The following is a 25982-nucleotide window of genomic DNA, read 5'->3' as shown; positions in this document are numbered from 1 at the left end:
CCCTACAGGATCGGCGCCGGCGTGTACTTCGCGGCGTCCGGGTACTGCTCGACGAGGTCCTGCACCGCCGCAACGACGGTGGCGACCTGCGCCTCCGCGGCCCCGACGAACGCCGACCGGTCGGCCAGCGCGGCGTCGAGGGCCGCTCGATCCAATGGCAGCCGCTCGTCGGCGGCCAGCCGGTCCAGCAGGTCCGGCTCGCGGCCCTGCTCGCGCATCGCCAGCGCCACGGCGACCGCATGCTCCTTGATGACCTCGTGGGCCGTCTCGCGGCCCACGCCCGCGCGCACCGCCGCCATGAGCACCTTGGTGGTGGCCAGGAACGGCAGGTAGCGGTTGAGCTCCTTCTCGATCACCGCCGGGTAGGCGCCGAACTCGGCGAGGACCGTCAGGAACGTCTCCATCAGGCCGTCGAGGGCGAAGAAGGCGTCGGGCAGTGCGACGCGCCGCACGACCGAGCAGAACACGTCGCCCTCGTTCCACTGCGCACCGGCGAGCTCGGCGGCCATCGACGCATACCCGCGCAGCACCACCTGCAGGCCGTTGACACGCTCGCAGGAACGGGTGTTCATCTTGTGCGGCATCGCGGACGAGCCGACCTGGCCCGGCTGGAAGCCCTCGGTGACGAGCTCGTGCCCGGCCATCAGGCGGACGGTGTGCGCGAACGACGACGGCCCGGCCGCGACCTGCACGAGCGCGGAGAGCACGTCGTGGTCCAGCGAGCGCGGATAGACCTGACCGACGCTGGTGAGCACGTTCGCGAACCCGAGGTGCTCGGCGACCGTCGCCTCGAGACGCGCGAGCTTGTCGGCGTCGCCGCCGAGCAGGTCGAGCATGTCCTGCGCGGTGCCCATGGGGCCCTTGATGCCGCGCAGCGGGTACCGGGCGATCAGCTCGCGCAACCGGGTGAGCGCGATGAGCAGCTCGTCGGCGGCGGACGCGAACCGCTTGCCGAGGGTGGTGGCCTGCGCGGCGACGTTGTGCGACCGGCCCGCCATCACCAGCGCCGAGTACTCGGCGGCGCGGTCGGCCAGCCGCGCGGCGATCGCGACGCCGTGGGCGTGCACGTGCTCGAGCGAGCGCAGGATCTGCAGCTGTTCGACGTTCTCGGTGAGGTCGCGGCTGGTCATGCCCTTGTGCACGTGCTCGTGGCCGGCGAGGGCGTTGAACTCCTCGATGCGGGCCTTCACGTCGTGGCGGGTGACGCGCTCGCGGGCCGCGATCGACTCGAGGTCGACCTGCTCAAGCACCCGCTCGTAGTCGGCGAGGGCCTCCTGCGGGACGTCGATCCCGAGTTCCGCCTGCGCCCGGAGGACCGCCAGCCACAGCTGGCGCTCGAGCACGATCTTGTGCTCCGGCGACCACAGCGCTGTCAGGTCCGGGCTGGCATAACGGGTAGCAAGAACGTTCGGGATGCGACTCACAGGACATCAGTTTACGGCGCCCCGTCACGCCTCCTGTTCGGCAGGCGGTGCCACCCGCTCCACGACGTCGGGCAGGATGCCCCGCGCGAGGGCCCGCGGATCGGGCTCGAGATCGCCGAGCGCGCCGAGCACGGCCCCGTCGACGACCGCGACGAGCCGCCGCAGCTGCGGCTCGTGCACCGACCGCCCGCACCGCTGCAGCAGGTCCGTGAGCAGCTGATCGATCTGCACGCGCAACTCGTGCTGGACGTCGCGCAGTTCGGGGTGCCGGGCGGTGGCGACGCACCGTTCGTAGCGGGCGATGAGGCGCTCGCGTTCGATCTCGCCGACCCCGCCGGGGCCGACGAGCAGGTCGACGATCAGGTCCGCGGTGGACTCGGGGCTGCGGTCACTCGGTGGGACGCACTGCACCCGCGAGCGCATCGCGTCGAGCTCGCGCCGCCCGTTGTGCTGCACCGCGCTCGCGACGAGGTCGTCGAGGGAATGGAAGTAGTAGGTGGTGGAGGCGAGCGGAAGTCCGGCGCGGTGCGCGACGGCGCGGTGCGCGACGGCATCGATCCCGCCCTCGAGGATCAGGTCGGCCGCCGCCTCGACGAGCGCCTGGCGGCGCCGTTCGCCCTTGGGGGTGGCTGCGATCGACACCTTTGTCATGGTGCCAGTCCCGGTGGTCACGCCTGAGGGAAACGGCCCGAATACTCGCAGGTAGGACCTATCTGTCGGGTTTCGTCACGGTGTGGGCAACCAGGCGCGCAGCCGTTCCAGCGCCGCCCGCACGTCCGCGGTGGCACCGGCGAAGGACAGCCGGACGGTCCGGTCGCCGTGCACGGTGTCGAAGTCGACGCCGGGCGCGAGCGCCACTCCGGTCTCCTGCAGCAGCCGGGCACACCAGCGGGTGGAGTTCTCGCCGGCCGGGAGCAGGTGGCCGATGTCGGCGTAGACGTAGAAGGCGCCGTCGGCGGGCGCGAGCTCGGTGATCCCCAGCTCCGGCAGGCCCCGGAGCAGCAGCTCGCGGTTGGCCGCGTACCGCGCGACGTGGCCGTCGAGTTCGGCCCGGGCCTCCGCGCCGAACGCGTCGACAGCCGCGTACTGGGAGATCGTCGGCGGGCACACCGTCATGTTGGAGGCCAGCCGCTGCAACGGCGGGCGCAGTCCCTCCGGCACGAGCATCCAGCCGAGCCGCCATCCCGTCATCGAGAAGTACTTGGACACGGAGCCGATCACCACGGCGTCGCGGGAGGTCTCCCACGCGCAGCTCGTCGCGGGCGCACCGTGCGTTCCGAACTCGATGCCGTGGTAGATCTCGTCGGAGATGAGCAGCGCGCCGTGGTCGTCGCACCAGCGGGCCAGCGCGGCCAGCTCGGCCGGTTCGATCATCGTGCCGGTCGGGTTGGCGGGGCTGGCGACGACGAGTCCGGCGATCGGACCGTCGAGGGCCTCGAGCATCTCGACGGTCGGCTGGTAGCGGGTGTGCGGCCCGCAGTCCAGCTCGACGACCGTGCAGCCGAGCGCGGCGAGGGTGTTGCGGTAGGCGGGGTAGCCGGGCCGGGCGACGACGACCGTGTCGCCGACGTCGAAGGCGGCCAGGAACAGCAGGGTGAACGCCCCGGAGGATCCGGTGGTGACGACCACGTCGTCGGCGTCGACGTCGATGCCGTAGCGGTCGCGGTGGTAGCCCGCGATCGCCGCGCGCAGCGGCAGGATCCCGAACGTCTCGGTGTAGCCGAGCAGCTCGTCGTCGAGCGCGCGGTGGGTGGCGCGCAGCACCGGGGCGGGTGCCGGCGTGGACGGCTGACCTGCCGCCAGGCTCAGCACGTCGCCGTGGGTGCGCTGCCGCTCGGTGGCGGCCTTCCACACGTCCATGACGTGGAAGGTCTGGATCCGGGATCGTCGGGATTCGAAGCGCACGACCTCGACGTTAGCCGCTCGCGATCTGCCGGATGTCCCCCGGTGGGCGTGCACCGACGGACCGTCGCGACGTCAGCTCGTTCGACGGACACCCGCGCGCTGACCGGAGCGCGCCCGTGTCCGGGCACCGCGCGGGTGCGTGCCCCCTAGGACGGGATCGCGATGCGCCCCTCGACGGCGGCGAGGCCGATGTCCTTGCGGAAGTGCCCGCCCGGCAGCTTGATGCCGGCGAGCGTGGCGTAGGCCTCGTCGCGGGCGGCGGTCAGGTCGGCGCCGGTGCCGACGATGCTGAGCACGCGGCCGCCGGCGGAGACCAGCGATCCGTCGGCGAGCCTGGTGCCGGCGTGGAGGACCCCGTCGGCGTCGGCCCCGGTGATGACGTCGCCCGTGCGCGGACTGGCCGGGTAGTACTCGGCGGCCAGCACCACGGTGACGGCGGCGCCGTCGCGCCAGCGCAGCGGCGGCAGCTCGGCCAGAGTGCCGGTCGCGACCGCGTTCAGCGCCTCCCCGAGCGGCGACTCGAGCAGGGCGAGCACGGCCTGGGTTTCGGGATCGCCGAAGCGGCAGTTGAATTCGACGACGGCCGGGCCATCCTTGCCGATCGCGAGGCCCGCGTAGAGCAGGCCCGAGAAGCCGCATCCGCGGCGGACCATCTCGGCGGCGACGGGCCGGACGACGTCCTCGACGATCGTGTCGACCATGCCTTCGGGCAGCCACGGCAGCGGCGTGTAGGCGCCCATGCCGCCGGTGTTGGGGCCGGTGTCGCCGTCGCCGACGCGCTTGTGGTCCTGCGCGGGCAGCAGCGGCACCACGGCCTCGCCGTCGACGAGGCAGAACAGCGAGACCTCGGGACCGTCGAGGAACGATTCGAGCAGCACCGGGTGCCCGTTCTCGAGGATCTCCGCGGCGTGGTCGCGGGCGGCGGCCCGGTCGGCGGTGACGACGACGCCCTTGCCGGCGGCGAGCCCGTCGTCCTTGACCACCCAGGTGGGTCCGAAGCGGTCGAGCTTCTCGTCGAGCTCGGCCGGAGTGTCGACGACCTCGCTGTTCGCGGTGCGGACCCCGGCGGTCTTCATGACGTCCTTGGCGAAGGCCTTCGAGCCCTCGATGCGGGCGGCCGCGGCGGACGGGCCGAAGCAGGCGATGCCCGCGGCGCGGACGGCGTCGGCGACACCGAGGACGAGCGGAACCTCCGGGCCGATGACCACGAGGTCGACGTTCTGTTCCTTCGCGAGCGCGACGACCTCCTCGGCGGAGGCGGCGTCGACCGGGAACTGCTCGGCGATCCGGCCGATGCCGACGTTGCCGGGGGCTGCCAGCACGGCCGTCACGCCGGGATCGCGGGTCAGGGCCAGGACGAGGGCATGTTCACGGGCACCGGAGCCGATAACGAGTACGCGCACGCAGCACAGGTTACGGGACCGGTCCGGGGCCGCGGACCGACGTATCCGCGCGGCTCTAGCGGGCCGCTCCCGCGCCTCGGTCGTTCCCCTCGACCGGGCACCACACGAGGTCGGCGCGGTCACGGGTCCGGGCGACGGTGCGCGCGTTGGGCAGATCCACCGTGCGGACCCACTCGGCAGCCTGCTCGGCGGTGGATCCGGTGGCCCGATGGCGCCGGATGAGCCGGGCGGCGAGCTCGTCGCCCGGTGCGTCGAGGTAGACGACGAGATCGAGCAGCGGGCGGATCCGCTCCCACCCGCCGTCGCCGAGGAGCAGGTAGTTGCCCTCGGTGACGACGACGCGGGTCTCGGGGGTGATCTCGTGGAACGCGGCGATCGGTTCGTGGAGGCGGCGCGAGTACTCGGGTGCGTGGACGGTCTCCGTGCGGTCGTCGCGGATGCGGCGCAGCAGCGCCGCGAACCCGGCGACGTCGAACGTCTCCGGCGCACCCTTACGGGATCGGGTGCCGTGGGCGTCGAGCCGGTGGTTCGACAGGTGGAAGCCGTCCATCGGCGCGGCCGCGGCGGGTACGCCGGCCTCGCGGAGGAGGTCGACGAGGAGGTCGGCGGCGGTGCTCTTGCCGGCGCCGGGCGGGCCGCAGAGCCCGACCACGCGCCGCTCCCCCGCGACGATGCGCAGGTGCCGGTCGATCAGGTCGGCGACGAGCGCGCGCAGCGGGCCCGTCCGGGGCGGCTGCGGCGACGACATGCGACGAGGATACGAGAGGCGGCGCGCGCGGCGGTCCGCCTATTCTCCCCGGTATGGCTTCCGTGTTCAGCATGATCATCGCCGGCGACCTGCCGGGCCGGTTCGTGTGGCAGGACGACGACGTCGTCGTCTTCCTGACCATCAACCCCGTGAACCAGGGCCACGTGCTCGTGGTGCCGCGTGAGGAGGTGGACCATTGGCAGAGCGTCGACGCCGACGTGTGGGGCAAGGTCGGCGACGTCGCCCGCATCATGGGCCGGGCGGTGTGCTCGGCGTTCGACGCGCCGCGCGCGGGCCTGCTCGTCGCGGGCCTCGAGGTGCCGCACCTGCACCTGCACGTCTTCCCGGCGTACGACCTCGGCGACTTCGACATCAGCAAGGCCGAGAAGGACCCGTCGCCGGAGTCGCTCGACGAGGCGCAGGCGAAGCTGAAGGCCGCGCTACGGGAACTCGGGTACGCGGACAACGTCCCCGACTGACGCGCCGGGACCCGTCGGCACCGGCGCCGACGGGTCGTCGAGGAACTCGGTGAAGTGCGCCCACGACGTGCCGCGGGCGGTGAGGCCGGCGAGCAGCCCCAGGTGACTGCCGGGCACGACCTCGAACCGCACGTGGGGCGAGCCGGGCAGCACCCGGCGGATCGCCTCGACCGCCGGGACGGGCGCAAGCACGTCGTCGCTGCCGCCGAGTGCGAGCACGGGCACGGAGACGTCGGCGAGGTCGATCGTCCGGTCGTCGAAGCGGACCCGGCCCGTGGCGAGATCGTTCGCGACCGTGATACGCATCGCCATCTGATGGAACAGCCTGCCGGGGTAGCCGGGCATGTCGGCCTGGAACCGGTCGATTGCCTCCATCCGGGCGAGGGTGTCGGCGTCGGCGAGGTTGCAGGCGACGAACCACGGCCGGGTCAGTTCGCGTTCGAGGGCGGTGGCCCGGTAGCCGATCTGCACCAGCGGGGCGGGCACGCCGCCGAGCAGGTGGGTCACGGCGGTGAGGGCGGGCTCGCCCACGACGCGTCCGAGGTGGCGGGCCGGCCCCAGGAAGGGGATGCGCCCGTAGTCGATCGGCGTGCCGAACGCGGTGATCGAGCGGATCGGCAGCCCGGGGTGGGCGGCCGCGGTGAGCAGGCACAGGGTCCCGCCGAGGCTCCAGGCACCCAGGTCGACGTCGCGGCCGCCGCACAGTTCGGAGACCCGCGCGATCGCCTCGGGCACGATGTCGTCGACCCAGTGCTCGAAGCCGAGATGCCGGTCGGAACGGTCCATGGTGCCGAAGTCGAGGACGTGGACGCTGCGGCCGGCGTCGACGAGGTGCTGCACGAGGCTCTGCCCGGGCCGCAGGTCGTAGCAGCGTGCGGGCGCGGCGAGCGGGGGCACGAGCAGGACGGGGGCGCCCGCGTCGGGCTCGCCGTATCGGCGCAGGGTACGGTGTGGTCCGTCGGCGACGACGGCGGACGCGGTGGCGTGCCGCGGTTCGATTCCGTCGCCGACGAACAGCGCCCAGGCGTTGCGCAGGGCGCGCTGCGCCGTCCCCGACAGTCCCACGACGTCTCCTTACTCAAAAGTCAGTTACGTCACCGTAGCCGAGGGCCGGATCGTCACTCCACCGGCATCCGCGGGATGAGCACCCGGAACGTGGAACCGGCGCCCACGGCCGACTCCACCTCCACGCGGCCGCCGTGGGCCGCCACCAGCGCCGCGACGATCGACAGCCCGAGACCGCTGCCGCCCGACGATCGGGTGCGCGACGCGTCGGCGCGATAGAACCGCTCGAAGACCCGGGCGCTGTCGGCCTCGCTCAGGCCGGGGCCGGTGTCGAGGACCTCGAGCACCGCATCGGGTCCGATCGTGCCCACCCGTACGGTGATGCGGGCGTCGGCCGGGGTATGGGTGAGGGCGTTGGTGACGAGATTGCCGAGGACCTGCCGCAGCCGCGCGTCGTCGCCGAGCACCTCCGGGGTACCGGGACCGTCGAACACCTCGAGCCCGACGGCCCGCGCCGGCGCGACGGCCCGCGCATCGTGCACGGCGTCGGCGGCCAGGGCCAGCAGGTCCACCGGCTTCCGCTCGAGCGGCCGCTGCGCGTCGAGGCGGGCCAGCATGAGCAGATCTTCGACGAGGACCCCCATGCGCCGGGACTCGCTCTCGATGCGGTCCATCAGCATCGCGGTGTCGCTGCTCGCGCCGTGGCGGTAGAGCTCGGCAAATCCACGGATCGTGGTGAGCGGGGTGCGCAGCTCGTGGCTGGCGTCGGCGACGAACCGTCGCATCTTCTCCTCGGATCTGCGCGCGGATTCCTCCGACGCCGCCGTCGCCGCGAACGCCGCCTGGATCTGGCTGAGCATGGCGTTGAGCGCCACCGACAGCCGGCCGATCTCGGTGCGCGGATCCCGTTCGGGGACCCGCCGGTGCAGATCCCCGCCCGCGATCGCCACGGCGGTGCGTTCGACTTCCACCAGGGGCCGCAGGCTGCGCCGCACCACGAAGTAGCCGGCCACCCCGAGAACGAGCAGCACCGCGGCGCCGATGCCGACCTGCAGCACGACGAGCCGATCCACGGTCTCCTCGATCGAGGTCAGGGTGACCCCGACGGTGGTCACGATGCCCGCGGCACTGCGGGTCGACACCACCCGCCAGCGCACATCGGAACCGTCGACGGAACCCACGGTCACCGGCTCCCGCGCCGGCTCGCCGGGCAACGCCGGCGACGTGGACTCGTCGTTGACGACGAACCGCTCCACCCCGTCGGGGCCGACGACCCGCACATAGAACGGGCTCGGCGGGCGATTCGAACTCGGGGCGTCCGGCGGCGGCAGCTCGCGGCCGGCGCCGGGCGGCTTGGCCCACGTCTGCGCCGCGGTGTGCAGATCCTGATCGGTGCGGGCGAGGAGCGAACCCTGCAACGCGGACGTCACCGCCACCCCGGACGCCAGCAGTCCCAGCCCCGACAACGACACCAGCGCCGCGACCAGCGCCCACCGCAGCGGCAGCGCCCGCATGCGGCTCACTCGCGGGGTTCCCGCATGACGTACCCGACCCCGCGCAGGGTGTGGATCAGCGGCTTGTCACCGGTGTCGACCTTGCGGCGGAGGTAGGAGACGTACGACTCCACGACGCCGACCTCCCCGCCGAAGTCGTAGCTCCACACGTGGTCGAGGATCCGCGGCTTGCTGAGCACCGTGCCCGCGTTGACCATGAAGTACCGCAGCAGGGTGAATTCGGTGGGTGAGAGCGACACCGGCCTGCCGGCCTTCCACACCTCGTGGGTGTCGTCGTCGAGTTCGATGTCGGCGAAGGCGATGCGGGACGAGCGTTCGTCCTCGGACACCTTGCCGGCCCGCCGCAGGATCACCCGCAGCCGGGCGATGACCTCCTCGAGGCTGAACGGCTTGGTGACGTAGTCGTCCGCCCCCAGGGTCAGGCCGGACACCTTGTCCTCCACGGCGTCCTTCGCCGTCAGGAACAACACCGGCGCGTCCGAACCGTCGGCCCGGAGCCGGCGCAGCATCCCGAACCCGTCCATCCCGGGCATCATGACGTCGAGGATCACCGCGTCCGGCCGGAAGGCCCGGGCCCGGTCGAGTCCCTTGGCGCCGTTTCCCGCCGTCTCGACCTCGAAGCCCTGGAACTTCAGGCTCACCGAGAGCAGTTCGACGATGCTCGGCTCGTCGTCGACGATCAGGATCCGCGCTTCGGGGGTCTTGTCGGTCACGGCGTCGATTCTCCCGGAGCGCTCTGGCATGCGGCTGCGAGAATCCTGGGAACTTCCTGTATGCCGGCCCTGCCGAATTCGGGCCATCGGGGTGCGGCGATCGGGGATCATGGACGTGTCCGCACCGGGAGGAGCCGTCGTGTCGCCGAAGTGGGTGCGCCGCGGGGCGGCGTCGGCCGCAGCCGTCGCCGTGTCCCTGATCGCGGCCTGCCCGGCCGCGGCCGCGGAGGAGGTCGAGGTCTCGTTCGGCATCGCGTGCCGGGTGCGGTCGGTGATCGACGTCGACGAGCTGCTCGGGTCGTCGGCCACGGTGGACGCGCCCGCCCGGGTCCGTCCCGGCGAGCGGTTCACCTACCGCATCCAGACGGCGCCCGTCGCGTACCCCGACTCGAGCCGCGGCGCCACCACCCGCAGCGTCTCCCGTCTGAAGAACGACTTCGCGATTCCCGCCAACGCGACGTTCGTCGACGCCGCCGTCGTGCCCGGCACCGCCTTCAACCTGGACAACGTGCCGCCCGGCGTGCTGCGGGTGAACGAGGACGGTGTCCCCGACCCAGCGGGCACGATCCTGCGCCTGTCCGGAAACAACGAGGTCATCGGCAACAGCCCCACGTCCGGTGCCGACGGCGAGGCCGGGATCCGGGCGCCGAAGACGCAGCTGCAGCTCGACGGCTCCCCCAGCCCCGTCGGCGACAGCTGGTTCCGGCTGCCGGCGGTGGAGGTGACCATGATCGCGGGCGACGCGGGCGTGATCACGCCGATGCTCCGCACCGCCGGTGCCGCGGGCCTGGTCGACAACGACGCCAACTACAACACCTCGCTCACCCAGGCCACGTTCCTCGGCACCAACCAGTGGGGACCGACACGCTGCTCGCCGCGGGACACCATGACCGGTCCGCTCAACGCCGGCGCCGGCCCGCTGGCGACCATCACGATCTCCGACACCGCCGAGGTGCCCGCCACGGTCACCGTCGACGCCCCGGACGTGGTCGACGACGGGACGGTCGTCACGCTCACGGCGACGGTGTCACCGGACGTCGACGGCGGCACGATCCTGTTCCGGGACGGCGGCACCGACCTGGGTCCGCCGGTGGCGGTCGTCGACGGCCGCGCCACCACCGAGCACCGCGTCTCCGGCGCCGGGAGCCACACGATCACGGCGGTCTACTCGGGCGCGCCCGGCGCGGCGGGCGCGACATCCGAACCCGTCGCCGTGACGGTTCCCGGATCCGAGAGCACACCCGGCTGGTGGATCGCAGCCGGGATCGGGGTGATCGCCGGCGCGCTGGCCGTCGCCCTCGTCGCCCGGCGCAGGAGGCGCTGATCCGGCGTAACACGCCCCGCACGTCCACCACCTTGTCGGCGCGTGATGCTATTACGGGACGAAGACAGCCACCGCGAAGGAGGTCCCGTCCATGATGTGCCGGGCGTGCCGATCCGATCTCGACCACTGTCACGGCACCCTCGTCGTGCACGCGACGGCGCCCGTGGAATGCACCGAACCCGACTGCTTCGACACCTCCCGTGTGCGGCACATGCTGGTGGTCGACTGCTCCGACCTCGCCCGCGGCTGCGGATGCACCGAGACGTACGCGCGGGTCGGCACGCTCCGCGTCTCCTGACGGCCTTCGGTAACGGCTCGTCCCGCCGAGCCGGACTGTTGTGCCGGTTACAGTGACAGGCATGAGTCTGGCGTCCGCGCTCGCGTTCCCCGTCCGCCTCGGATTCGCCGCAGCGGACTCGGCCCTGGGCGTGGCGGAGGGCGCGATCGCCACCGTCCGCCTGGCGGTCTCCCCCCAGACGTACGCGGGGTTGAGCGCGGTCGGCGTGGCGAATCCGCGGGGCCCGCTCGGGCTGCTGCAACAGGTCTCCGTGCTCGCCGCCGACGACCGTCCTCTCGGCCAGGCGCTGCGGCCCGACGGACCGCTGGACCGCCTGCTCGCCCCCGGCGGGCCGGTGGACCGGCTGACCGCCCCCGGCGGCCCCCTCGACCGCCTCCTCGAGCCGGGCGGCGCCCTCGACCGCGTCACCGCCCCCGGCGGTCCGCTCGAGAAGATCCTCGCCGAGGACGGGGCCCTGGACCGCCTGCTGTCGAACGGCGGCCTCCTCGACCGTCTCACGGCACCCAGCGGCCCGCTCGAGCGCCTGCTCGCCGAGAGCGGGCCCGTCGAACGCCTCACCGCCCCCGGCGGCATCGTCGACATCGCCCTCCAGCCCGGCGGCCTGCTCGAGCGGGCCCTCGAGCAAGGTGGAGTGCTGGACACCCTCCTCGCCGAACAGGGCGCCCTCGAGCGCCTCCTCGCCAAGGGCGGTCCGCTCGATCAGATCGTGTCGCTGTCCGAGACGCTGGCGCAGCTCACCCCCAGCATCCAGCGGATGAGCACCAGCATCGACGTGCTGCAGGAGACCGTCGAACTGCTCCGCGGGGCGGTGGGCCCGCTGGGCGACCTCGCGGGCAAGCTGCCCGGTCGGTGGCTGCGCAGCAACTCGGGTGGCGCGGGCAACAGCGGCAGGCACGAACTGCAGCCACCGGACTGATCCGGTCACTCCTGCAGGTCCGTGACGGCCCGGAAGGAGCCGTCCATGTGGAACGGGGTGGACTCGTGCTCGTGCGCGATCCGCCACGACCCCTCGACGCGGCGTAGACCGAACGTGACGCGGAACCACATGTCGAACCGCGGCCCACCGTGCTGGGTCGCTCCCAGCCGCGACAGCGCGTGGCAGAACGCGACGTCGCCGGCCGCCTCGACGTGCAGATCCCGCACTTCGCAGTCGAGAGGGCCGTCGAACCCCGCGAACCACGACGCCCAGGCCTGCGGGTCGGGAGCGGTCTTGCGCAGCGGCGGCGCCAGATCGAACACCGTCGCACCGGGGACGTAGCACGCGGCGAGCCGATCGACGTCCTTGGCGTTGCGGGCCGCGGTGTGTTCCTCGATCAGCGCGCGGATCTGTTCGTCGGCCGGGGCCTCGTCCACCTCGAGGACGGCGAGGATGTTGCCCGCCGGGTCCCGGAACCAGGCGATCGGCGGGCCCACCCGACGGAAGATGCCCTTGCCGTCGACACCCTCGTAGCGCTCGAACCGGATTCCGCGCGCGGCGAGTTCGTCCACCGCCTTCTCGATGTCGCGGACCGGAAAGTTGAGGATCGTGTAGGTGGCCGGGGCGTGGTCCTCCTTCGGATAGATCAACGTGTCGCGGCCGCCGTCGAGGTGCAGGTGGAGCATTCCGTGCTCCTCGGACACGGAGACGCCGAGGACGTCGCCGTAGAACTTCGCGGCCGCGGCAACGTCGTCGACGGCGAAGCCGGAAAATGCTGGGGAACGGTCGAACATGGTGCTCACTCCTCCGCTGCGAACGATGCTGCACCTGTTCCGACCGCCGAGCGACGGCAAACTCATCGGCCGGGCGGTGACCTTCTTCCCTGACGCGGATCCGGACGCCGGGGCTAGCGTGGAAGACGGTCCTGCCCGAGGGAGGTCGCCATGACACCCACCACGACCCGCCCGCGCGCCCCGATCGCCGCCCGGCGATTCGGGTATCTCGTCGCGGTGCTCCTCAACGCGGCGGTGCTGTACGCCGCCAACGTGTGGCCGGGCTGGCAGGCCGTGCCGTTCCTCACCGACGGCACCCGGTCGGTCATCGGCTTCGTCAATGCCTCGATCCTGGCGAGCCTGGTCGCCAATCTCCTGTACTTCCTGCGGGATCCCGTCTGGTTCAAGGCGCTGGGAGACGTGGTCACCACCGCGGTCGCGCTGCTGGCGCTGCTGCAGATCTGGCAGGTGTTCCCGTTCGACTTCGGCGACGCCTCGTTCGACTGGCCGCTCGTGGTGCGCATCGCGCTGGGCCTGGGAATCGTGGGCAGCGTCATCGGAATCGTCGCCGCGTTCGTCACCTTCGTCCGCAGCGTGGCGGGCCACCCGTCCACCCGCGAGATCCGGCACCACTGAACGGCGCCCCGAGCCGGCAATTTCCCCGCAATCCGGAGGTCAGCATGGAAGAGCGTTACGACTACGACGTGATCGTCATCGGGGCCGGACCCGGTGGGCTCACGGCCGCGGCGTATCTGGCGGCGGCCGGGCGCCGGGTCCGGGTGGCCGACGCCCGCAACCAGCCGGGTGGGCACATGTCTGCCTTCACCCACGACGGCTACGAGTTCGACATCGGGCTGCATTACACCTCCGAGGCGCCGGTGCGACACGCACTCGGACCGTTGGGTGTGGACGTGACGTTCCGGGAGTTCGATCCCGCAGGAATGTTCCGGCTGCTGAACGGCGACCGCGAACTGGCGGTCCCGAAGGGCATGGACGCCTTCAAAGCCACCCTGTACGAGGCATTTCCGGCAGAGCGTCACACGATCGACGAATTCCTCACCACCGTCGAGCTGCTCACCGAGGAGCTGGGACGGATCGCGGAGCGGCCACACCTGCGTGAGCTGCCACAGCTGCCATGGCGGCTACGCGGCCTGCTGCGCTACGGACGCGCGACCGCCGGTGGCTACCTGCGCCATCTGCACGCCTCCCCGCAACTCACCACCGCACTTCTCGGCTGGACGACCGGCAGTCTGGCCGTGGCGCCGTCGCGGCTGTCGCTGCCGGTGGCGGCCCGGATGATCCACACCTATCTCGAGGGCCTGTCGTACCCGCAAGGCGGATCGCGGGTCGTCTCGGAGGGCCTGGCAGAGGTGGTGCGCGGCCACGGTGGCGACGTACTGCTCGGCACGGAGGTGAGCCGGGTTCTCGTCGACGACGGCAAAGTTCGCGGCGTACGAACACAGGACGCATCGCTCGACACCGTTCCGGGGCCCGGACGCGAGATTTTCGCCCCCGCGGTCGTGTCGGCGGTCGACATTCAGCAGACCTACCTGTCGCTGCTGCCGCCGGATTGTGTGCCTCCCCGGCTCCTCCGGCGGGTACGCAGTTACGAACTGGCCCTGCCGCTCGCCGTCGTCTATCTGATTCTCGACCGGGACCTCGCCGCCGAGGGCTATCCGAACGCGACCCGTCTCGTCACCGACACGGACGACTTCGATGCGGAGTACGCCGCGCTCCGCGCGGGTGAGCTTCCCCCGTCCACGTCCGCCGGCCTGTGGATCGCGAGCCTCGCCGACCCGGAGAACCCCCGGCTGTGCGCGCCCGGGCAGACCAATGTTCAGCTGATCGGCCCGGCCCCGGCACAGCACACCTGGTGGGGAATAACACCGGGAAGCGGTTCGACAGCGCGCTACGACGCGAGACGACGCGAGCTTCGCGACCGGCTCGTGAGGTCGGCCGAACGCACGGTTCCCGGCCTGGCCGACGCCATCGTCCACGAGGAGACGGGGACACCCGTCACCGACGAGCGCTTCATGCGCTGCACCGGCGGCGTGTCGTACGGCCCGGCGTTCACCCCGAGCCAGACGTTCACCCGCCTCGGCGCGACGGGACCGGTCGAGGGCCTGTTCCACGCCGGTGCGGGGGTGCGACCGTCGCACGGGCTGGTCGGCACCCTGTTCGGTGGGGTGGCCGCCGCAGCGGCGGTCGCGGGAGTATCCGTCGACGACCTGCGGGACGCCGCAGCAGCCGGATGCGGCGCGGCCGCGGCCGGTACCCCCACCTGACCGGGTCACGGGACGGCGTCCCGCCGCGCCACACGACTCGGACGGCATGACGACGGCCGTCCGGCGAGGCTTGCCTGGTACCACCCCCGGCACCGCACTAGCGTTGGAACCATGCCCGTTCCCGAACTGCTCGCCGGCCGCTACGAGTTGCGCGGCCTGCTCGGCTGCGGCGGCATGGGCGAGATCCACGACGGCTGGGACACGCGGCTGGGGCGGCCCGTCGCGGTGAAGGTGCTGCGCGGCGAGTTCGGCCGCCAGCCCGATGTGCGCCGGCGCTTCGAAGCCGAGGCGCGAGCCGCGGCGAACCTCACCGATCCGCACATCGTCGCGGTGCACGACAGCGGCGAGGACGCCGGAGTTCCCTACATCGTGATGGAACGCCTGCCCGGCCGCACCCTTGCCGACGAGATCGCCCTCGGCCCGATGCCGGAGGACCGGGTGCGCGCGATACTGATCGCCGTGGTGGCTGCGGTCGCCGCGGCGCACGACGCCGGGATCCTCCACCGCGACATCAAACCCGGCAACATCCTCTTCACCGAGACCGGAACGGTGAAGGTGACCGACTTCGGTATCGCCAAGAGCGCCGGCGAGGACTACACCCGCACCGGCGAGCTCGTCGGCACCGTCGCCTACCTGAGCCCCGATCGGCTCGCCGGCACACCGGCGAGCGTGACCGACGATCTGTACGCCGTCGGGGCTGTGGGATACGAGGCGCTCAGCGGGCGAAAGCCTTACGAGTACGACAACCTGCTGGCCCTGGCGCGGGCGATCACGCAGGGGCCGCCGCCGCCGCTGGCCGCCGCGCGACCGGACGTCGACCCCGCACTCGTGGCCGTGATCGAGCGTGCGATGGCACGCGAACCGGGGCACCGCTTCGGCAGCGCCCGGGACATGCTCGCCGCACTGCGGGAACCGCACCTGGCCACACTGCGGGAACCGCACGTCGCTGCACTGCGGGAACCGCACCGCGCCGATCCGGTGACCGAGGTGATCCACGCGCCGACCCGGGGGTTCACCGTTGCCGGGCCGCCCGTGTCGGCGCCCGTCCCGACGCTGTCGACGTTTGACGCGGTCCCGGCGCCCGACTCCGGTCGCCGCCGGATCCTGCTCGCAATCGGCCTCACCGCCGCGGCGGTGGTCGCCCTCCTCCTGCTGGCCTGGGGTCAGGGCGGCGACACACCGCCGGTCGCCACGCCGGGGACGAGCAGCGTTCCCGCCACCGCCCCGACGCCGGTCGGCAGCGTGGGTTCGCCCACCCCCTCGGCCGTGGACACCGGGCCCGTCTTCACCACCGTTCCCGTACCGGCCCCGGCGCCCGCACCGGCGCAACCGCCGGCGGAGGAGAAGCCTCCCAAGCCCGAAAAGCCCAGCAACGGCAACGGCAACGGCGGCGGCGGAAACAACAGCAACAGCGGAAACAACGGGGGCGGCAACAACGGAGGCGGCAACGGCCGCTGACCGTGGGGCGTCGAGACAGGCCCGGCACGGTGCGAGCCGGGACCGCGCGCCGCAAGCGCTCCCGCTTCGAGGCGGGAGCGCTTGCGGCGTGGGTCGAGCGTGGGTCAGAGCAGGATGCCGAGACCGGCGAGCAGCGTGAACAGCGTTGCAGCGAGGGAACCGAGAACCATGTTTACCTCCGTTGTGTCGAGTGACGATCCTTCCGTCCTCGCATGAGCGGGGACGAATGACGCTCCCGCAGCAGCAGCAGGGTGCACCACGGGGGACGTCATCAAGATCATCGAGCGGTACGTTCTAGGTGTTACCCGAGGTTCGTCGTCCCACTCCGTGATGTGCATCACCGACGCCCCCGTCAGCCTCCGAGGATGCGACGCAGCTGCCGGGCCTGACCGACGAGGTGGCCGTCCCCGTCGGTCAGCTCCGCCTCGTCGACGCACAGCATCTCGGTGGCCCACACCGTTCGGTGCCGCAGGTGATACCAACCGTCGGCGGCTGCACGCGACGGGGCGAAATGCGCCGCGAACTCCACCGTCGGAATCGGGACGGGTGCGGACATCGTCGCGAACAACCCCGGCGGCAGCGCATCGAGGAGGATCGCAGCGCGCTCGACCGGAGCGAACTCGACCGCGGACATCAGCCGTATCCACACCTCGAATTCCGGGTCGTCGCCCCGGCCGAAGGGCCGGGCCGCGTTGATCGGCCGGATGTCGAGGTACTGCGAGAACGGCACGAAGTCGACCGGGATCTCCAGGGGCGGCAGCGTCACGGGATCCGTGCCGCCGAAATCGCTTCCCGTGCGCGGCCAGGTCGTTGCACCCACCGTCCGGGCGAGCCGGACGAGGGCGGTGACCGAGTCCGGCATCGATGCGCGGGCGCTCACGGTCCGGCCGCCGCGGACGTCGTCGACCGCGACGTCGACGGGGCCGGGCTGCACAGGGCCGGTGAAGTGCGCCGAGACGGCGAGCGGCGTTGCGCCGGTTTCCACAGCGGCCGCGCGGATCAGGGCCGCGACGACGAGTCCGCCGTGCACGCCACCGAATCCCAGCCAGCTGGAATCGAATTCGATCGGAAAGGGGGCGGGGGCGAGATTGGTCATGCCAGGACCTTCACTTCCGGTGTGGACGGGCGGGGGTTCATGCCTCCGGCGGCGAGGGCGGCGACGACGGCAACCGCCGCGATCGTCCACCAGGAGAATCGGAAGGCGGACACTGCATCGTCACCGGCCCCGAGGATCGCGACGAGCACACTGATCCCGAGCACGGTGCCGAGCTGCCGGCTCATGGTGACGATCGCGCTGCCGGTGGCGGTGCGTGTCGGGGGCAGCTGCGCCGTGGCGGCCGAGAGGATGGTCGGCAAGGCCAGCCCCACGCCGACGCCGCCGATCAGCCAGCCGGGAAGCAGCGCGGTCGCATACTCCGGCTCCGGCCCCACCGTCGCGAGGACCAGGCCGGCGCCTGCGCCCCACAGCACGCATCCCGCTGCGGCGATCGCGCCTGGGGTGAAACGTCGCGCGAGCACCTGCCCGACTGCGGCGAAGAGCGGCACCATCAGCGGTCCGGGAGCCACGGCCAGACCCGTCCGCAGCGCGGAGTATCCCCAGACCTGTTGCACCCAGAGCACATTGGCGAGGAGCCCGGCCGCGAACGTCGCGCTGAAGATCAGGGCGGTCACGTTCGACCAGGAGAAGGAGCGCACCGCAAGCAGACTCGGCTCGATCAGCGGCGCGGGGTGCCGGGCGTTGACGTGCGCGAACAGCAGCAGGGCCCCGGCGGCGACGACGAACGCGGCGAGGACGCGGACGTCGGCCCAGCCCCACTCCGGCCCCTGGACGAGTCCGAGCGCGAGTGCACCGATGCCCAGCGTCAGCAGAGCGGCGCCGGCCAGGTCGAGACGGGCGCCGGAATCGACCGGGCGGATGTCCGGCACGACGCGCCGCGCGACGGCGAGGAGCAGGATCCCGATCGGGACGTTGATCAGGAACGCCCAGCGCCACGAGACCTCGACCAGGAGCCCGCCGACCACCGGGCCGAACGCCGCCGCCGCAGCACCCGTGGCCGCCCAGATCCGCACGGCACCGGCACGTCGCGCCTCCGGCACTGCGCTCACGAGCAGCCCCAGGCTGGCCGGCGTCAGCGCCGCGGCTCCGACGGCCTGGAACAGCCGGCAGACGACGAGCACCCACAGCGACGGACTCAGCGCACATGCCGCGCTCGCGGCGGTGAACAGCCCGAGGCCGACGAGGAAGCCGCGCCGGCGGCCGATGCGGTCGGCCCAGCGACCGAGCGGGACCAGCAGCGCCGCGTACACGATCGCGTAGCCGCTGAGCACCCAGCTGAGCTCTCCCAGCGAGCTGCCGGGGTAGCTGGTCCCGATGTCGCCCAGCGCGACGTTGAGGACGAACAGATCGAGGCTCGCGACGAAGGGCGCCCCCGAGAGGACTGCGAGGAGCGGGCCGATCCGGACCGACACCTGACTTTGGCTTTCCATAGTCAGAGAGGTTAGAAGCTGACTATGGCCTTGGCAAGTCAGATAGGATGAGTGCATGCATGCGGCACGGTTGGACGGCTTCCTCGCCGATCGCGACGCCTGGCAGGCCTCCCAGTGCTCGATCGCCAAGGCGATGGACGTGGTGGGGACCCGCTCGGCGATGTTGATCCTGCGCGAGGCCTACTACGGCACCACCCGGTTCGACGACTTCGCGCGCCGCGTCGGCATCACCGAGGCCGTCGCGGCCGCACGCCTGCGCGAACTGACCGCCGAGGGCCTGTTCGAGCGCCGGCCCTACAAGAAACCCGGGCAGCGGACACGGTACGAGTACATCCTCACTGAGAAGGGCCGCGACCTGCTGCCTGCGGTGCTCGCGCTGATGCAGTGGGGCGACAAGTATCTTCAGGGCGAGCGCGGCGGCCCCCTCGGCCTGTCCGACGACGCCACCGGCGACCCCGTGCGCGTCGAGGTCCGCAGCGCCGAACGTGAAGTCCCCCTCGAGGAATTGCGCCTGACGCCGAACTTCACCGAGGAGCAGGCCCGGCGCGCGATGCGTCGCACCGACCCCGCAAACCGGTGACTCGCCGTCGCGCGCTCTGCGACAATCGCATCGGTCGATGCGTTTCCACGAGCGTGCCGGGGGTGGTCACGGTGACGGAGATCCCGGAAGACGGTGCCGGGCCCGATCTGACCCGGGTGCCGACCGACTCCCTTCTCGCGGAGCTCCGCCGGCGGATCGAGTCGTCGCCGGCCCCCTCCGCGGCGGCAACGCCCGGGTGGAACGAGGGCACCCCGCCCCCGAACACGCCCCTGCAGGTGTTCGAGGTCTCCGAGGGCGACGAGACCGAGCTGCGCGCGTCACCGATCCACCCGGACAGCGAGACCTGAGCTGATCCGCGCGGTCGGCGGCCGGCCGCAGCGAATTGCCGTCGCGGCTGACCGGGAAGCGCGCGGGGCCTCGGCGCCACAACGGTGACGTGCCCTGCAAGGTCCTGTCGGTGCCGTCAGCCCCAAGCCACAAACCGGCAGGGTCCTGCTCTGCCCGGTCGCGATGTCACGGAGTCAACGCCCGACAATCGTCGAGCTGAGCGGGGGGCTGGCCACCGCCCCGTTCCCGGCTGTCGTCCTGGATCACCGTGCCGACGTACCGATTCGTGAACGGGATCTTGTCGGCCTCCACGGTCCCCTGCAGCACGATCTTGCCGTTGACCCGGGCTGTGTACAGGTCTCCCTCGGCCCGCAGCTCGATCACTGCGCCTTCGGGAAACCTCGACGTGGACGCGTACTGCGGAGTCCCCGCCACGGGGGTGAACCCGTTCGGGTTGGCAGGATCTTCGTGGTACAACGCCATGATGCTGTCGGTGAACGCGAACTGCACACCGGTGTCGACACCGGGATTGGCGCGCACCACCGGACCGATCGACGAGTGCTCCGGCTCGCGTCCGTTCCAGCGGACCACACACCGCATCACCTGCGTCTCGCTCGGCATCGGCTCACTCCAGAACGCAAGACTCAGCGGAGTCGAAGGAGTCCCCCGGCCGTCGAGATGACCGTTCACGATCTTCAGTGTTCCTCCACCCCAGGTGATCCAGTTCGGGCCGAGCGGGCCGTCCGGGCGATCGAAGTCGTCGGCCGCACGCAGCACCAAGGGAGTCGCCGGAGCCGGTGCGCGGTAGTTGTCCTCGCCCCTCTCGTCGGCGGTGTCTACGACCGGCGAGGCCGCGATCCTCGGAATCGGAGCGAATTCGGGCCCGGCAGGGCGGGCATGTGGGTCCGCGGTACCCGGATCCGCGTCAGCGAGAGGTGCCAGTCCGGTTGCGAGGGCGAGCGACCCACACACGATGCCGAGCCGCACGGCGCCTTTTCGGACGGACGTGAGAATACGAGCGTTCGGTTCGGGAAGCACGCCGGGAATTTTAGGGCCCGAAAGCACATATGACAGTGATGCTCGTCACGACCACCTCCCTCCAGGCCGCGGCGGGCCGATGCCCCCAGCGCCCATATGCACCCGTCAGAGGCATACGTGGTGTCAGTAGTGGGGACCCGTTAGCGGTCCCGTTTCCGGGAGTCGAACGGCCGCTCAACGGCGGAGCTCTGCGCCCAGCCGTGCGGCCTGACGCGTGAGGTGGTCGCGTTCGGGGAGGTTGGGCGCTGATCGGGCCGCTTCGGTGTAGAGCCGTGCTGCGGTCACCAGGTCACCGGCACGCTCGTGGAGGTACGCCGCGGCGGCGGCGTGGCGGGGCAGGGCGGGGTCGAGCCCCGCCAGGGCGGCCAGACCGGCCCGCGGGCCGTCGGCCTCGCCGACCGCGACGGCGCGGTTGAGGCGGGCCACCGGGTTGTCGGTGAGCCGCACCAACTCGTCGTACCACTCGACGATCTGCACCCAGTCGGTCTCCTCGGCCGTGCGAGCATCGGCGTGGAGCGCGGCGATGGCGGCCTGGGCCTGGAACTCCCCCAGTCGGTCGCGGGCGAGAGCTGCCTGGAGCACGTCGACGCCCTCGGCGATCAGGCGGGTGTCCCACAGGCTGCGATCCTGCTCGGCCAGCGGCACGAGGCTGCCGTCGGTACGGGTCCGCGCCGGGCGCCGTGCGTGGTGGAGCAGCATGAGCGCGAGCAGGCCCGCCACCTCCTCATGCTCGATCATGGCCGCCAGTTGGCGGGTGAGCCGGATCGCCTCGAGGGCGAGGTCGACGTCGCCGGAGTAGCCCTCGTTGAAGACGAGGTAGAGCACGCGCAGCACCGTGGCGACGTCACCGGGCCGGTCGAACCGGACGCCCGAGACGGTCCGCTTGGCCCGGCTGATGCGCTGGGCCATGGTTGCCTCGGGCACAAGGTAGGCCTGCGCGATCTGTCGCGTGGTCAGACCGCCGACCGCGCGCAGTGTCAGCGCGACCGCCGAGGCCGGCGTCAGGGACGGGTGCGCGCACAGAAAGTACAGCGCAAGCGTGTCGTCCACTGCCTCGGCCGGGCCGGGCCCGGGCTCGACCTCGACGAGCACCTCGCGCCGCCGCCGGGAGGACTCGGCTCGGGTGGCGTCGAGGAACCTGCGCCAGGCCACGGCGACCAACCAGCCCTTCGGGTCCCGCGGTGGATCGTCCGGCCACACGCGCACCGCTTCGACCAGGGCGTCCTGCACGGCGTCCTCGGCCGCCGCGAAGTCGGCTCCGCGGCGGACGAGGATCCCGATCACAGTGGGGGTGAGAGTCCGCAGCAGGGTCTCATCCACCGTGCCTCACTCCGTGACGGTCGGAGGCGCGGACAGGAACGGGCGCACCTCGAGCCACTCGTGAATCGGCTTCCCACCCGCCCCCGGAGCCGCAGACAGCTCGCCGGCCAGCTCCAGCGCCCGCTCGTAGCTGTCGACGTCGATCACCATCCAGCCGGCGATCAGATCCTTGGTCTCCGCGAACGGGCCGTCGGTGACCGGAGGCCGCCCCTCGCCGTCGTACCGGACGAACGTGCCCTCCGGGGACAGCGCCTGCGCGTCGACGAACTCGCCGGTGCCCTCGAGCCGAGCGGCGAAGTCGTTCATGTACTGCATGTGGGCGGAGATCTCCTCCGGCGTCCACTGGTCCATCGGCACGTCGTTGACCGGTGCCGGCGCGCCACGGTAGTGCTTGAGCAGCAGGTACTTGGCCATCGTGTTCTCCTTGATGCGGTACAGCCCATTGTGGCCGTGTTCACCTCAGGGACGGAGCCGTGCTCGGGATCTCGACATCCCACCGCGACATTTCCCGGCGATCCTCCTGACACCGCGCACTCTGCGGCGCCACGGGAGCCGCGTCGCGCCGGCGTCGAGCGAGGGAATGTGGGCAAGAACGAGAACAGGGCCGGCTCCCGTTCCCGGAACCGGCCCCTGACCTGCCGTGCAGCGTTTCCGCTGGTGGAGCCCCCTGTCAGGATTGAACTGACGACCGCTCGCTTACAAGGCGAGTGCTCTACCACTGAGCTAAGGAGGCAGTCGAGCGGCCCCATCATATCGGTAGCGCCCGCTCCACATGCGACCGCCCGGGTTCGTTACGGTGGATCCATGGCTGCTGTTACCGCGCGCATCGCCGGACACCGGACGGACGGGAGCACGTAACGGTGGGGACGCTGGCAACCGCCTTCGGGAAGCTCGTCCTCGACCGTCGCGCCACCCTCGACACCATCACCGAGGCGCCGGCGCCGCTGCAGCCGATCGACCTGACCGACGACGCGACGGTCGCCGAGGCGCTCGACGTCGCCGTCCGCGTCGGCGAGGTGCTGCTGGCCGCGGGCACGGGCGCGATCGACACATCCGAGCAGGTGCGTTTCGTCGCCGCGACGTACGGCCTGGCCCAGTGCGACGTGGACGTCACCTACAACTCGATCGTGCTCTCGGCGTACCGGGGGCCGACCATGCCGCCGGCGAGCACGATGCGCGTCGTGCAGTACCGGTCGATGGACTTCACGCGGCTCGCCGCCGTAGACCGGCTGACCCGGCGCATCCGACGGGAGGCGATCTCGCCGGCACAGGCCCGCGAGGATCTGCTGGCGATCACGACGGCGCCGCACCCGTATCACCGCTGGGTGGCGACATTCGCGTGGGCGGCGATGGCCGCGTCGATCTCGGTCCTGCTCGGTGGTGGCGCGCTCGTGGCGGTGATGGCGTTCGCGTCGACGGCCGTCATCGACCGGACGAACCGCGTCCTCAACGGCATGGGCCTGCCGTTCTTCTTCCAGCACGTCGTCGGCGGCATCATCGCCGCGACGCCCGCGATCCTGTTGTTCAACCTGCGCGAACCGTTGGGTGTCGACGTGCCACCGGGCCTGATCATCGCGGCCGGCGTGACGGTGCTGCTGTCGGGACTGTCGCTGGTCGGTTCGGTGCAGGACGCGATCACCGGGGCACCGATCACCGCGTCGGCGCGGTTCTTCGAGCTGGTGATGATGACCGGCGGGATCATCGCCGGCGTGGCGACGGCGCTGAAGGTGATGGAGGCGCTCGGCGCGGAGCTGCCGGTGATCAGCAACGATGCGCTGCCGACGGCGACCGCGCTGCCGGTGAAGGTGCTCGCCGGTGCGGCGTCGGCGTTGTTCTACGCGCTGGCGTGCTACGCCGAGCGACGGGCGCTGACGGCCGCCGCGCTCGGCGGTGCGGTGGGCAGCCTCGTGTTCTTGATGTCGATGGAGTTCGCGGTGGGTCCGATCATCTCGTCGGCGACCGCCGCGACGGTGGTCGGCTTCGCCGGTGGCTTGATGGCGCGACGTGCGCTGACCCCGCCCCTGGTGGTGGCGGTCGCCGGCATCACCCCGTTGCTGCCGGGTCTGTCGTTGTACCGGGGCCTGTATGCGGTGATCGGCAGCGAACTGCTGCTCGGGCTGACCGCGCTGTTCTCGGCGTTCGGCATCGGGTGCGCGCTGGCTGCAGGGGTGACGCTCGGCGAGTGGCTGGCCCGCACGGTCCGGCATCCGCGGAGCGTGCTGCGGGCGGGGTCGCTTCGCCGGCCGCAGTTGCGCCGTGTCCGGCGGGTGCGTCCGTACCGGGGCTCGAAACGCCACGAGAGTCACTCCGCGGGTGGTGCACCCACGGTGTGACTCTCGGTCGACGCGGTTACCGCGGCAGGTCAGGCGCCCGCGTTGCGGGCCTTCTCGTCTGCCTCCATGGCGTCACGCAGGCTCTTCGGCCGCATGTCGGTCCAGTTCTTCTCCACGTACTCGACGCATGCTGCACGCGACTCCTCCCCGAACACCACGCGCCACCCCTGCGGCACCTCGGAGAAAGTCGGCCACAGCGAGTACTGCTCCTCGTCGTTCATGAGGACGTAGAAGCGGCCGTCTTCGTCGTCAAAAGGATTCGTGCTCATCTCGCCTCACTTGTCGCATAGGTGTGCTGCTTTCGTACCCTAGCAAGCGCCGGGGTCCGGTCATGACCCGCTGGTAGTTTTCCGTCGCGCCGCTCGAGGACGGATCCGAGAATCTCCCCGGACCGGATCGCCACGTTGGACAGCAGCGACGCCGTCAGCCCGTGGGTCTTCTCGGTGCCGCCCTGCAGATAGATCCCGGCACGGACGTCGCCGGCGGTGGGCAGGCGGTAGTCCCGGGCGACCGTGCGCAGCGGCGACGACGCGGAAGCGAGGGCGCCGAGCAGCGGCGGCAGCGGCGCGGGCTCGAACCCGGTGGCGAGGACGACGGCGTCGCACATCAGGGTGTCGGTGAGTCCGTCGATCGTGCTGCGCACGTCCACCTCGATTCCGGTGGTCGTCTCGGTGACCGCGGCGATCTCGGAGGCGCGCCGCATGAACAGCCGCCGCCGTCCGCTGACGCGTTCGCGGTACTCGGCCGCGTACAGCGCGGTGATCAGGTCGGGGTCGACGACGGAGTAGTTGGTGCCGCGGTGCAGGGCGAGCAGTCGTTCACGCTCGGCCTCGGGTGCGGCGTGCAGTTCGTCGACAGTGGCCGGGTCGAAGATGCGGTTGGCGTACGGACTGTCGTCGGCGGGGCTGTAGCCGAAGCGGGCGAAGACGTTGTGCACTTCGGCCCGCGGATAGTGGCTGTGCAGGTACTGCACCACCTCGGCGGCGCTCTGGCCAGCTCCGACGACGACGAACCGCTGGTGCACGGGCGCGGGCAGCTCGGCTAGATGGAACAGGAATCGGTGGTTGTGGAAGCAGCGCGCGGTCTCGGTGGCCCACGCGGGGATGCGGGGCCGCAACCCCACGCCGACGACGACGTTCCGGGCGTGCACGACGGTGCCGTCGGCGGTGTGGACGGCGAGGCGGTCGGCGATGCCTGCCTCGTCGTGCACGGCCTCGACCGCGGTGACCTCGGTGCCGTAGCGCACGTCGGCGTCGACGCGGCCGGCCGCCCACTGCAGGTAGTCCTGGAATTCGTGCCGCGTCGGGAAGAACGTCTGGTGGTTGACGAAGTCGACGAGCCGGCCCCGGTCGTACAGGTAGGCGAAGAAGGTGTAGGGACTCGTGGGGTTGCGGAAGGTGACCAGATCCTTCGGGAAGGCGATCTGCATGGTGGTGCCCTCGAGGAGCATGCCGGGATGCCACGCGAAGGCGGGTTGCCGATCGAAGAACCGTGCCCGCACGGGATCGTGCGGGGCGTCGGCATTGTGTTCTTCGACGGCGATCGCCAAAGCGAGATTGGCGGGCCCGAATCCGATCCCGACGAGGTCGAGGAGTTCCGGTGGTTCGCCGTCCGGCGACGGCGAGTCACCGCTGTCATTGCAGGATCGGTCGGTCATTGGTCGCTCTTCCGTGCTCTGGGGCCGCAGCCGC

At 71.5% G+C, this 25982-nt stretch carries 26 protein-coding genes and 1 tRNA gene; 10 read left to right on the top strand and 17 right to left on the bottom strand.

Features of this window, described 5'->3' with window-relative positions:
- Positions 1-2 precede the first annotated feature (2 nt).
- The 5 genes from purB to ACWPOB_RS20125 form a co-directional block, all read right to left on the bottom strand.
- Positions 3-1424, bottom strand: coding sequence for an adenylosuccinate lyase (gene purB / locus ACWPOB_RS20145; protein WP_029541240.1), 1422 nt, complete (start codon positions 1422-1424; stop codon positions 3-5).
- Positions 1425-1448: 24 nt separating this feature from the next.
- Positions 1449-2066 carry a TetR/AcrR family transcriptional regulator gene (locus tag ACWPOB_RS20140; protein WP_100056208.1) on the bottom strand — a complete coding sequence of 206 codons (618 nt, stop codon included), beginning with the start codon at positions 2064-2066 and terminating at the stop codon, positions 1449-1451.
- Between the two features lie 84 nt (positions 2067-2150).
- Entirely contained in the window at positions 2151-3329 is a 1179-nt protein-coding gene (locus ACWPOB_RS20135; RefSeq protein ID WP_100056198.1) for a pyridoxal phosphate-dependent aminotransferase, read from the bottom strand.
- 146 nt (positions 3330-3475) lie between these two features.
- Positions 3476-4732, bottom strand: coding sequence for a phosphoribosylamine--glycine ligase (gene purD / locus ACWPOB_RS20130; protein WP_455401881.1), 1257 nt, complete (start codon positions 4730-4732; stop codon positions 3476-3478).
- Positions 4733-4787: 55 nt separating this feature from the next.
- Complete coding sequence (locus ACWPOB_RS20125; RefSeq protein ID WP_455401880.1) at positions 4788-5480, bottom strand: nucleoside/nucleotide kinase family protein; 693 nt, start codon at positions 5478-5480, stop codon at positions 4788-4790.
- A gap of 53 nt (positions 5481-5533) precedes the next feature.
- Here ACWPOB_RS20125 and ACWPOB_RS20120 point away from each other — a divergent pair, with 53 nt between their 5' ends.
- Positions 5534-5959: an HIT family protein gene (locus ACWPOB_RS20120; protein WP_100056195.1), complete on the top strand. Its 426-nt coding sequence runs from the start codon at positions 5534-5536 to the stop codon at positions 5957-5959.
- Here the strand turns inward: ACWPOB_RS20120 and ACWPOB_RS20115 are convergent.
- Genes ACWPOB_RS20115 through ACWPOB_RS20105 form a run of 3 tightly spaced genes read right to left on the bottom strand, consistent with a single transcriptional unit; the run spans position 5921 to position 9221 of the window.
- The gene (locus ACWPOB_RS20115; RefSeq protein WP_455401879.1) at positions 5921-7024 is read right to left on the bottom strand and encodes an alpha/beta fold hydrolase; all 1104 of its coding nucleotides are present in this window, start codon (positions 7022-7024) and stop codon (positions 5921-5923) included. The genes ACWPOB_RS20120 and ACWPOB_RS20115 overlap by 39 nt on opposite strands.
- A 53-nt stretch (positions 7025-7077) precedes the next feature.
- Positions 7078-8487, bottom strand: coding sequence for a sensor histidine kinase (locus ACWPOB_RS20110; RefSeq protein WP_455401878.1), 1410 nt, complete (start codon positions 8485-8487; stop codon positions 7078-7080).
- Positions 8484-9221: a response regulator transcription factor gene (locus ACWPOB_RS20105; RefSeq protein ID WP_455401877.1), complete on the bottom strand. Its 738-nt coding sequence runs from the start codon at positions 9219-9221 to the stop codon at positions 8484-8486. Before ACWPOB_RS20105 ends, ACWPOB_RS20110 begins: the two co-directional genes overlap by 4 nt.
- Before the next feature lie 109 nt (positions 9222-9330).
- Between ACWPOB_RS20105 and ACWPOB_RS20100 the strand changes: the two genes are divergently transcribed.
- The 3 genes from ACWPOB_RS20100 to ACWPOB_RS20090 all read left to right on the top strand — a co-directional run bounded on the left by ACWPOB_RS20100 (position 9331) and on the right by ACWPOB_RS20090 (position 11729).
- Entirely contained in the window at positions 9331-10515 is a 1185-nt protein-coding gene (locus ACWPOB_RS20100) for an Ig-like domain-containing protein (RefSeq protein WP_100056193.1), read from the top strand.
- Positions 10516-10606: 91 nt separating this feature from the next.
- Positions 10607-10813: a hypothetical protein gene (locus ACWPOB_RS20095; protein WP_100056192.1), complete on the top strand. Its 207-nt coding sequence runs from the start codon at positions 10607-10609 to the stop codon at positions 10811-10813.
- A gap of 61 nt (positions 10814-10874) precedes the next feature.
- Entirely contained in the window at positions 10875-11729 is an 855-nt protein-coding gene (locus ACWPOB_RS20090; RefSeq protein ID WP_455401876.1) for an ABC transporter, read from the top strand.
- 5 nt (positions 11730-11734) lie between these two features.
- Here the strand turns inward: ACWPOB_RS20090 and ACWPOB_RS20085 are convergent, their stop codons facing one another.
- Positions 11735-12523 carry a nuclear transport factor 2 family protein gene (locus ACWPOB_RS20085; protein ID WP_455401875.1) on the bottom strand — a complete coding sequence of 263 codons (789 nt, stop codon included), beginning with the start codon at positions 12521-12523 and terminating at the stop codon, positions 11735-11737.
- A gap of 150 nt (positions 12524-12673) precedes the next feature.
- Between ACWPOB_RS20085 and ACWPOB_RS20080 the strand changes: the two genes are divergently transcribed.
- The 3 genes from ACWPOB_RS20080 to ACWPOB_RS20070 all read left to right on the top strand — a co-directional run bounded on the left by ACWPOB_RS20080 (position 12674) and on the right by ACWPOB_RS20070 (position 16245).
- Positions 12674-13138 (top strand): hypothetical protein, encoded by a 465-nt coding sequence (locus ACWPOB_RS20080; RefSeq protein ID WP_455401874.1) that lies wholly within the window; start codon positions 12674-12676, stop codon positions 13136-13138.
- A gap of 44 nt (positions 13139-13182) precedes the next feature.
- Positions 13183-14787 (top strand): phytoene desaturase family protein, encoded by a 1605-nt coding sequence (locus tag ACWPOB_RS20075; protein ID WP_455401873.1) that lies wholly within the window; start codon positions 13183-13185, stop codon positions 14785-14787.
- Positions 14788-14898: 111 nt separating this feature from the next.
- Positions 14899-16245 (top strand): serine/threonine-protein kinase, encoded by a 1347-nt coding sequence (locus ACWPOB_RS20070; RefSeq protein WP_455401872.1) that lies wholly within the window; start codon positions 14899-14901, stop codon positions 16243-16245.
- 352 nt (positions 16246-16597) lie between these two features.
- Here the strand turns inward: ACWPOB_RS20070 and ACWPOB_RS20065 are convergent, their stop codons facing one another.
- Both ACWPOB_RS20065 and ACWPOB_RS20060 read right to left on the bottom strand, forming a co-directional pair.
- Complete coding sequence (locus tag ACWPOB_RS20065; protein ID WP_455401871.1) at positions 16598-17341, bottom strand: acyl-CoA thioesterase; 744 nt, start codon at positions 17339-17341, stop codon at positions 16598-16600.
- The gene (locus ACWPOB_RS20060) at positions 17338-18732 is read right to left on the bottom strand and encodes an MFS transporter (RefSeq protein WP_100055636.1); all 1395 of its coding nucleotides are present in this window, start codon (positions 18730-18732) and stop codon (positions 17338-17340) included. Before ACWPOB_RS20060 ends, ACWPOB_RS20065 begins: the two co-directional genes overlap by 4 nt.
- Before the next feature lie 55 nt (positions 18733-18787).
- On the opposite strand from ACWPOB_RS20060, the gene ACWPOB_RS20055 reads away from it, so the two are divergent.
- Both ACWPOB_RS20055 and ACWPOB_RS20050 read left to right on the top strand, forming a co-directional pair.
- Entirely contained in the window at positions 18788-19312 is a 525-nt protein-coding gene (locus ACWPOB_RS20055) for a winged helix-turn-helix transcriptional regulator (RefSeq protein ID WP_100055637.1), read from the top strand.
- Positions 19313-19383: 71 nt separating this feature from the next.
- Entirely contained in the window at positions 19384-19620 is a 237-nt protein-coding gene (locus ACWPOB_RS20050; RefSeq protein WP_455401870.1) for a hypothetical protein, read from the top strand.
- A 166-nt stretch (positions 19621-19786) separates the two neighbouring features.
- On the opposite strand, the gene ACWPOB_RS20045 is transcribed toward ACWPOB_RS20050, so the two are convergent.
- The 4 genes from ACWPOB_RS20045 to ACWPOB_RS20030 all read right to left on the bottom strand — a co-directional run bounded on the left by ACWPOB_RS20045 (position 19787) and on the right by ACWPOB_RS20030 (position 22691).
- Positions 19787-20221 carry a hypothetical protein gene (locus ACWPOB_RS20045; protein WP_240918666.1) on the bottom strand — a complete coding sequence of 145 codons (435 nt, stop codon included), beginning with the start codon at positions 20219-20221 and terminating at the stop codon, positions 19787-19789.
- Positions 20222-20812: 591 nt separating this feature from the next.
- Positions 20813-21958, bottom strand: coding sequence for an RNA polymerase sigma factor (locus ACWPOB_RS20040; protein WP_100055640.1), 1146 nt, complete (start codon positions 21956-21958; stop codon positions 20813-20815).
- Positions 21959-21964: 6 nt separating this feature from the next.
- Positions 21965-22372 carry a YciI family protein gene (locus ACWPOB_RS20035; RefSeq protein ID WP_006942909.1) on the bottom strand — a complete coding sequence of 136 codons (408 nt, stop codon included), beginning with the start codon at positions 22370-22372 and terminating at the stop codon, positions 21965-21967.
- 244 nt (positions 22373-22616) lie between these two features.
- A tRNA-Thr gene (locus tag ACWPOB_RS20030) sits at positions 22617-22691 on the bottom strand.
- A gap of 127 nt (positions 22692-22818) precedes the next feature.
- On the opposite strand from ACWPOB_RS20030, the gene ACWPOB_RS20025 reads away from it, so the two are divergent.
- Positions 22819-24291, top strand: coding sequence for a threonine/serine ThrE exporter family protein (locus tag ACWPOB_RS20025; RefSeq protein ID WP_455401869.1), 1473 nt, complete (start codon positions 22819-22821; stop codon positions 24289-24291).
- 29 nt (positions 24292-24320) lie between these two features.
- Here ACWPOB_RS20025 and ACWPOB_RS20020 read toward each other — a convergent pair whose 3' ends face one another.
- Together ACWPOB_RS20020 and ACWPOB_RS20015 are read right to left on the bottom strand one after the other, a co-directional pair.
- Positions 24321-24560 (bottom strand): MbtH family protein, encoded by a 240-nt coding sequence (locus tag ACWPOB_RS20020; RefSeq protein WP_003936798.1) that lies wholly within the window; start codon positions 24558-24560, stop codon positions 24321-24323.
- The gene (locus tag ACWPOB_RS20015; RefSeq protein ID WP_455401868.1) at positions 24557-25948 is read right to left on the bottom strand and encodes a lysine N(6)-hydroxylase/L-ornithine N(5)-oxygenase family protein; all 1392 of its coding nucleotides are present in this window, start codon (positions 25946-25948) and stop codon (positions 24557-24559) included. The genes ACWPOB_RS20020 and ACWPOB_RS20015 overlap by 4 nt, the downstream gene beginning before the upstream one ends.
- Positions 25949-25982: the final 34 nt, after the last annotated feature.

It is taken from the genome of Rhodococcus sp. 2H158 (assembly GCF_053764755.1).
The sequence above is the reverse complement of the archived record's forward strand: the minus strand, read 5'-3'. Positions and strand labels throughout refer to the sequence as shown.

Coding starts and splice junctions, on each gene's coding strand:
- ACWPOB_RS20065 (WP_455401871.1), bottom strand. CDS start 17,341: ATGACCAATCTCGCCCCCGCCCCCTTTCCGATCGAATTCGATTCCAGC.
- ACWPOB_RS20080 (WP_455401874.1), top strand. CDS start 12,674: ATGACACCCACCACGACCCGCCCGCGCGCCCCGATCGCCGCCCGGCGA.
- ACWPOB_RS20075 (WP_455401873.1), top strand. CDS start 13,183: ATGGAAGAGCGTTACGACTACGACGTGATCGTCATCGGGGCCGGACCC.
- ACWPOB_RS20035 (WP_006942909.1), bottom strand. CDS start 22,372: ATGGCCAAGTACCTGCTGCTCAAGCACTACCGTGGCGCGCCGGCACCG.
- ACWPOB_RS20125 (WP_455401880.1), bottom strand. CDS start 5,480: ATGTCGTCGCCGCAGCCGCCCCGGACGGGCCCGCTGCGCGCGCTCGTC.
- ACWPOB_RS20095 (WP_100056192.1), top strand. CDS start 10,607: ATGATGTGCCGGGCGTGCCGATCCGATCTCGACCACTGTCACGGCACC.
- ACWPOB_RS20020 (WP_003936798.1), bottom strand. CDS start 24,560: ATGAGCACGAATCCTTTTGACGACGAAGACGGCCGCTTCTACGTCCTC.
- ACWPOB_RS20105 (WP_455401877.1), bottom strand. CDS start 9,221: ATGCCAGAGCGCTCCGGGAGAATCGACGCCGTGACCGACAAGACCCCC.
- ACWPOB_RS20055 (WP_100055637.1), top strand. CDS start 18,788: ATGCATGCGGCACGGTTGGACGGCTTCCTCGCCGATCGCGACGCCTGG.
- ACWPOB_RS20015 (WP_455401868.1), bottom strand. CDS start 25,948: ATGACCGACCGATCCTGCAATGACAGCGGTGACTCGCCGTCGCCGGAC.
- ACWPOB_RS20090 (WP_455401876.1), top strand. CDS start 10,875: ATGAGTCTGGCGTCCGCGCTCGCGTTCCCCGTCCGCCTCGGATTCGCC.
- ACWPOB_RS20060 (WP_100055636.1), bottom strand. CDS start 18,732: ATGGAAAGCCAAAGTCAGGTGTCGGTCCGGATCGGCCCGCTCCTCGCA.
- ACWPOB_RS20045 (WP_240918666.1), bottom strand. CDS start 20,221: ATGCCGAGCGAGACGCAGGTGATGCGGTGTGTGGTCCGCTGGAACGGA.
- ACWPOB_RS20120 (WP_100056195.1), top strand. CDS start 5,534: ATGGCTTCCGTGTTCAGCATGATCATCGCCGGCGACCTGCCGGGCCGG.
- ACWPOB_RS20085 (WP_455401875.1), bottom strand. CDS start 12,523: ATGTTCGACCGTTCCCCAGCATTTTCCGGCTTCGCCGTCGACGACGTT.
- ACWPOB_RS20070 (WP_455401872.1), top strand. CDS start 14,899: ATGCCCGTTCCCGAACTGCTCGCCGGCCGCTACGAGTTGCGCGGCCTG.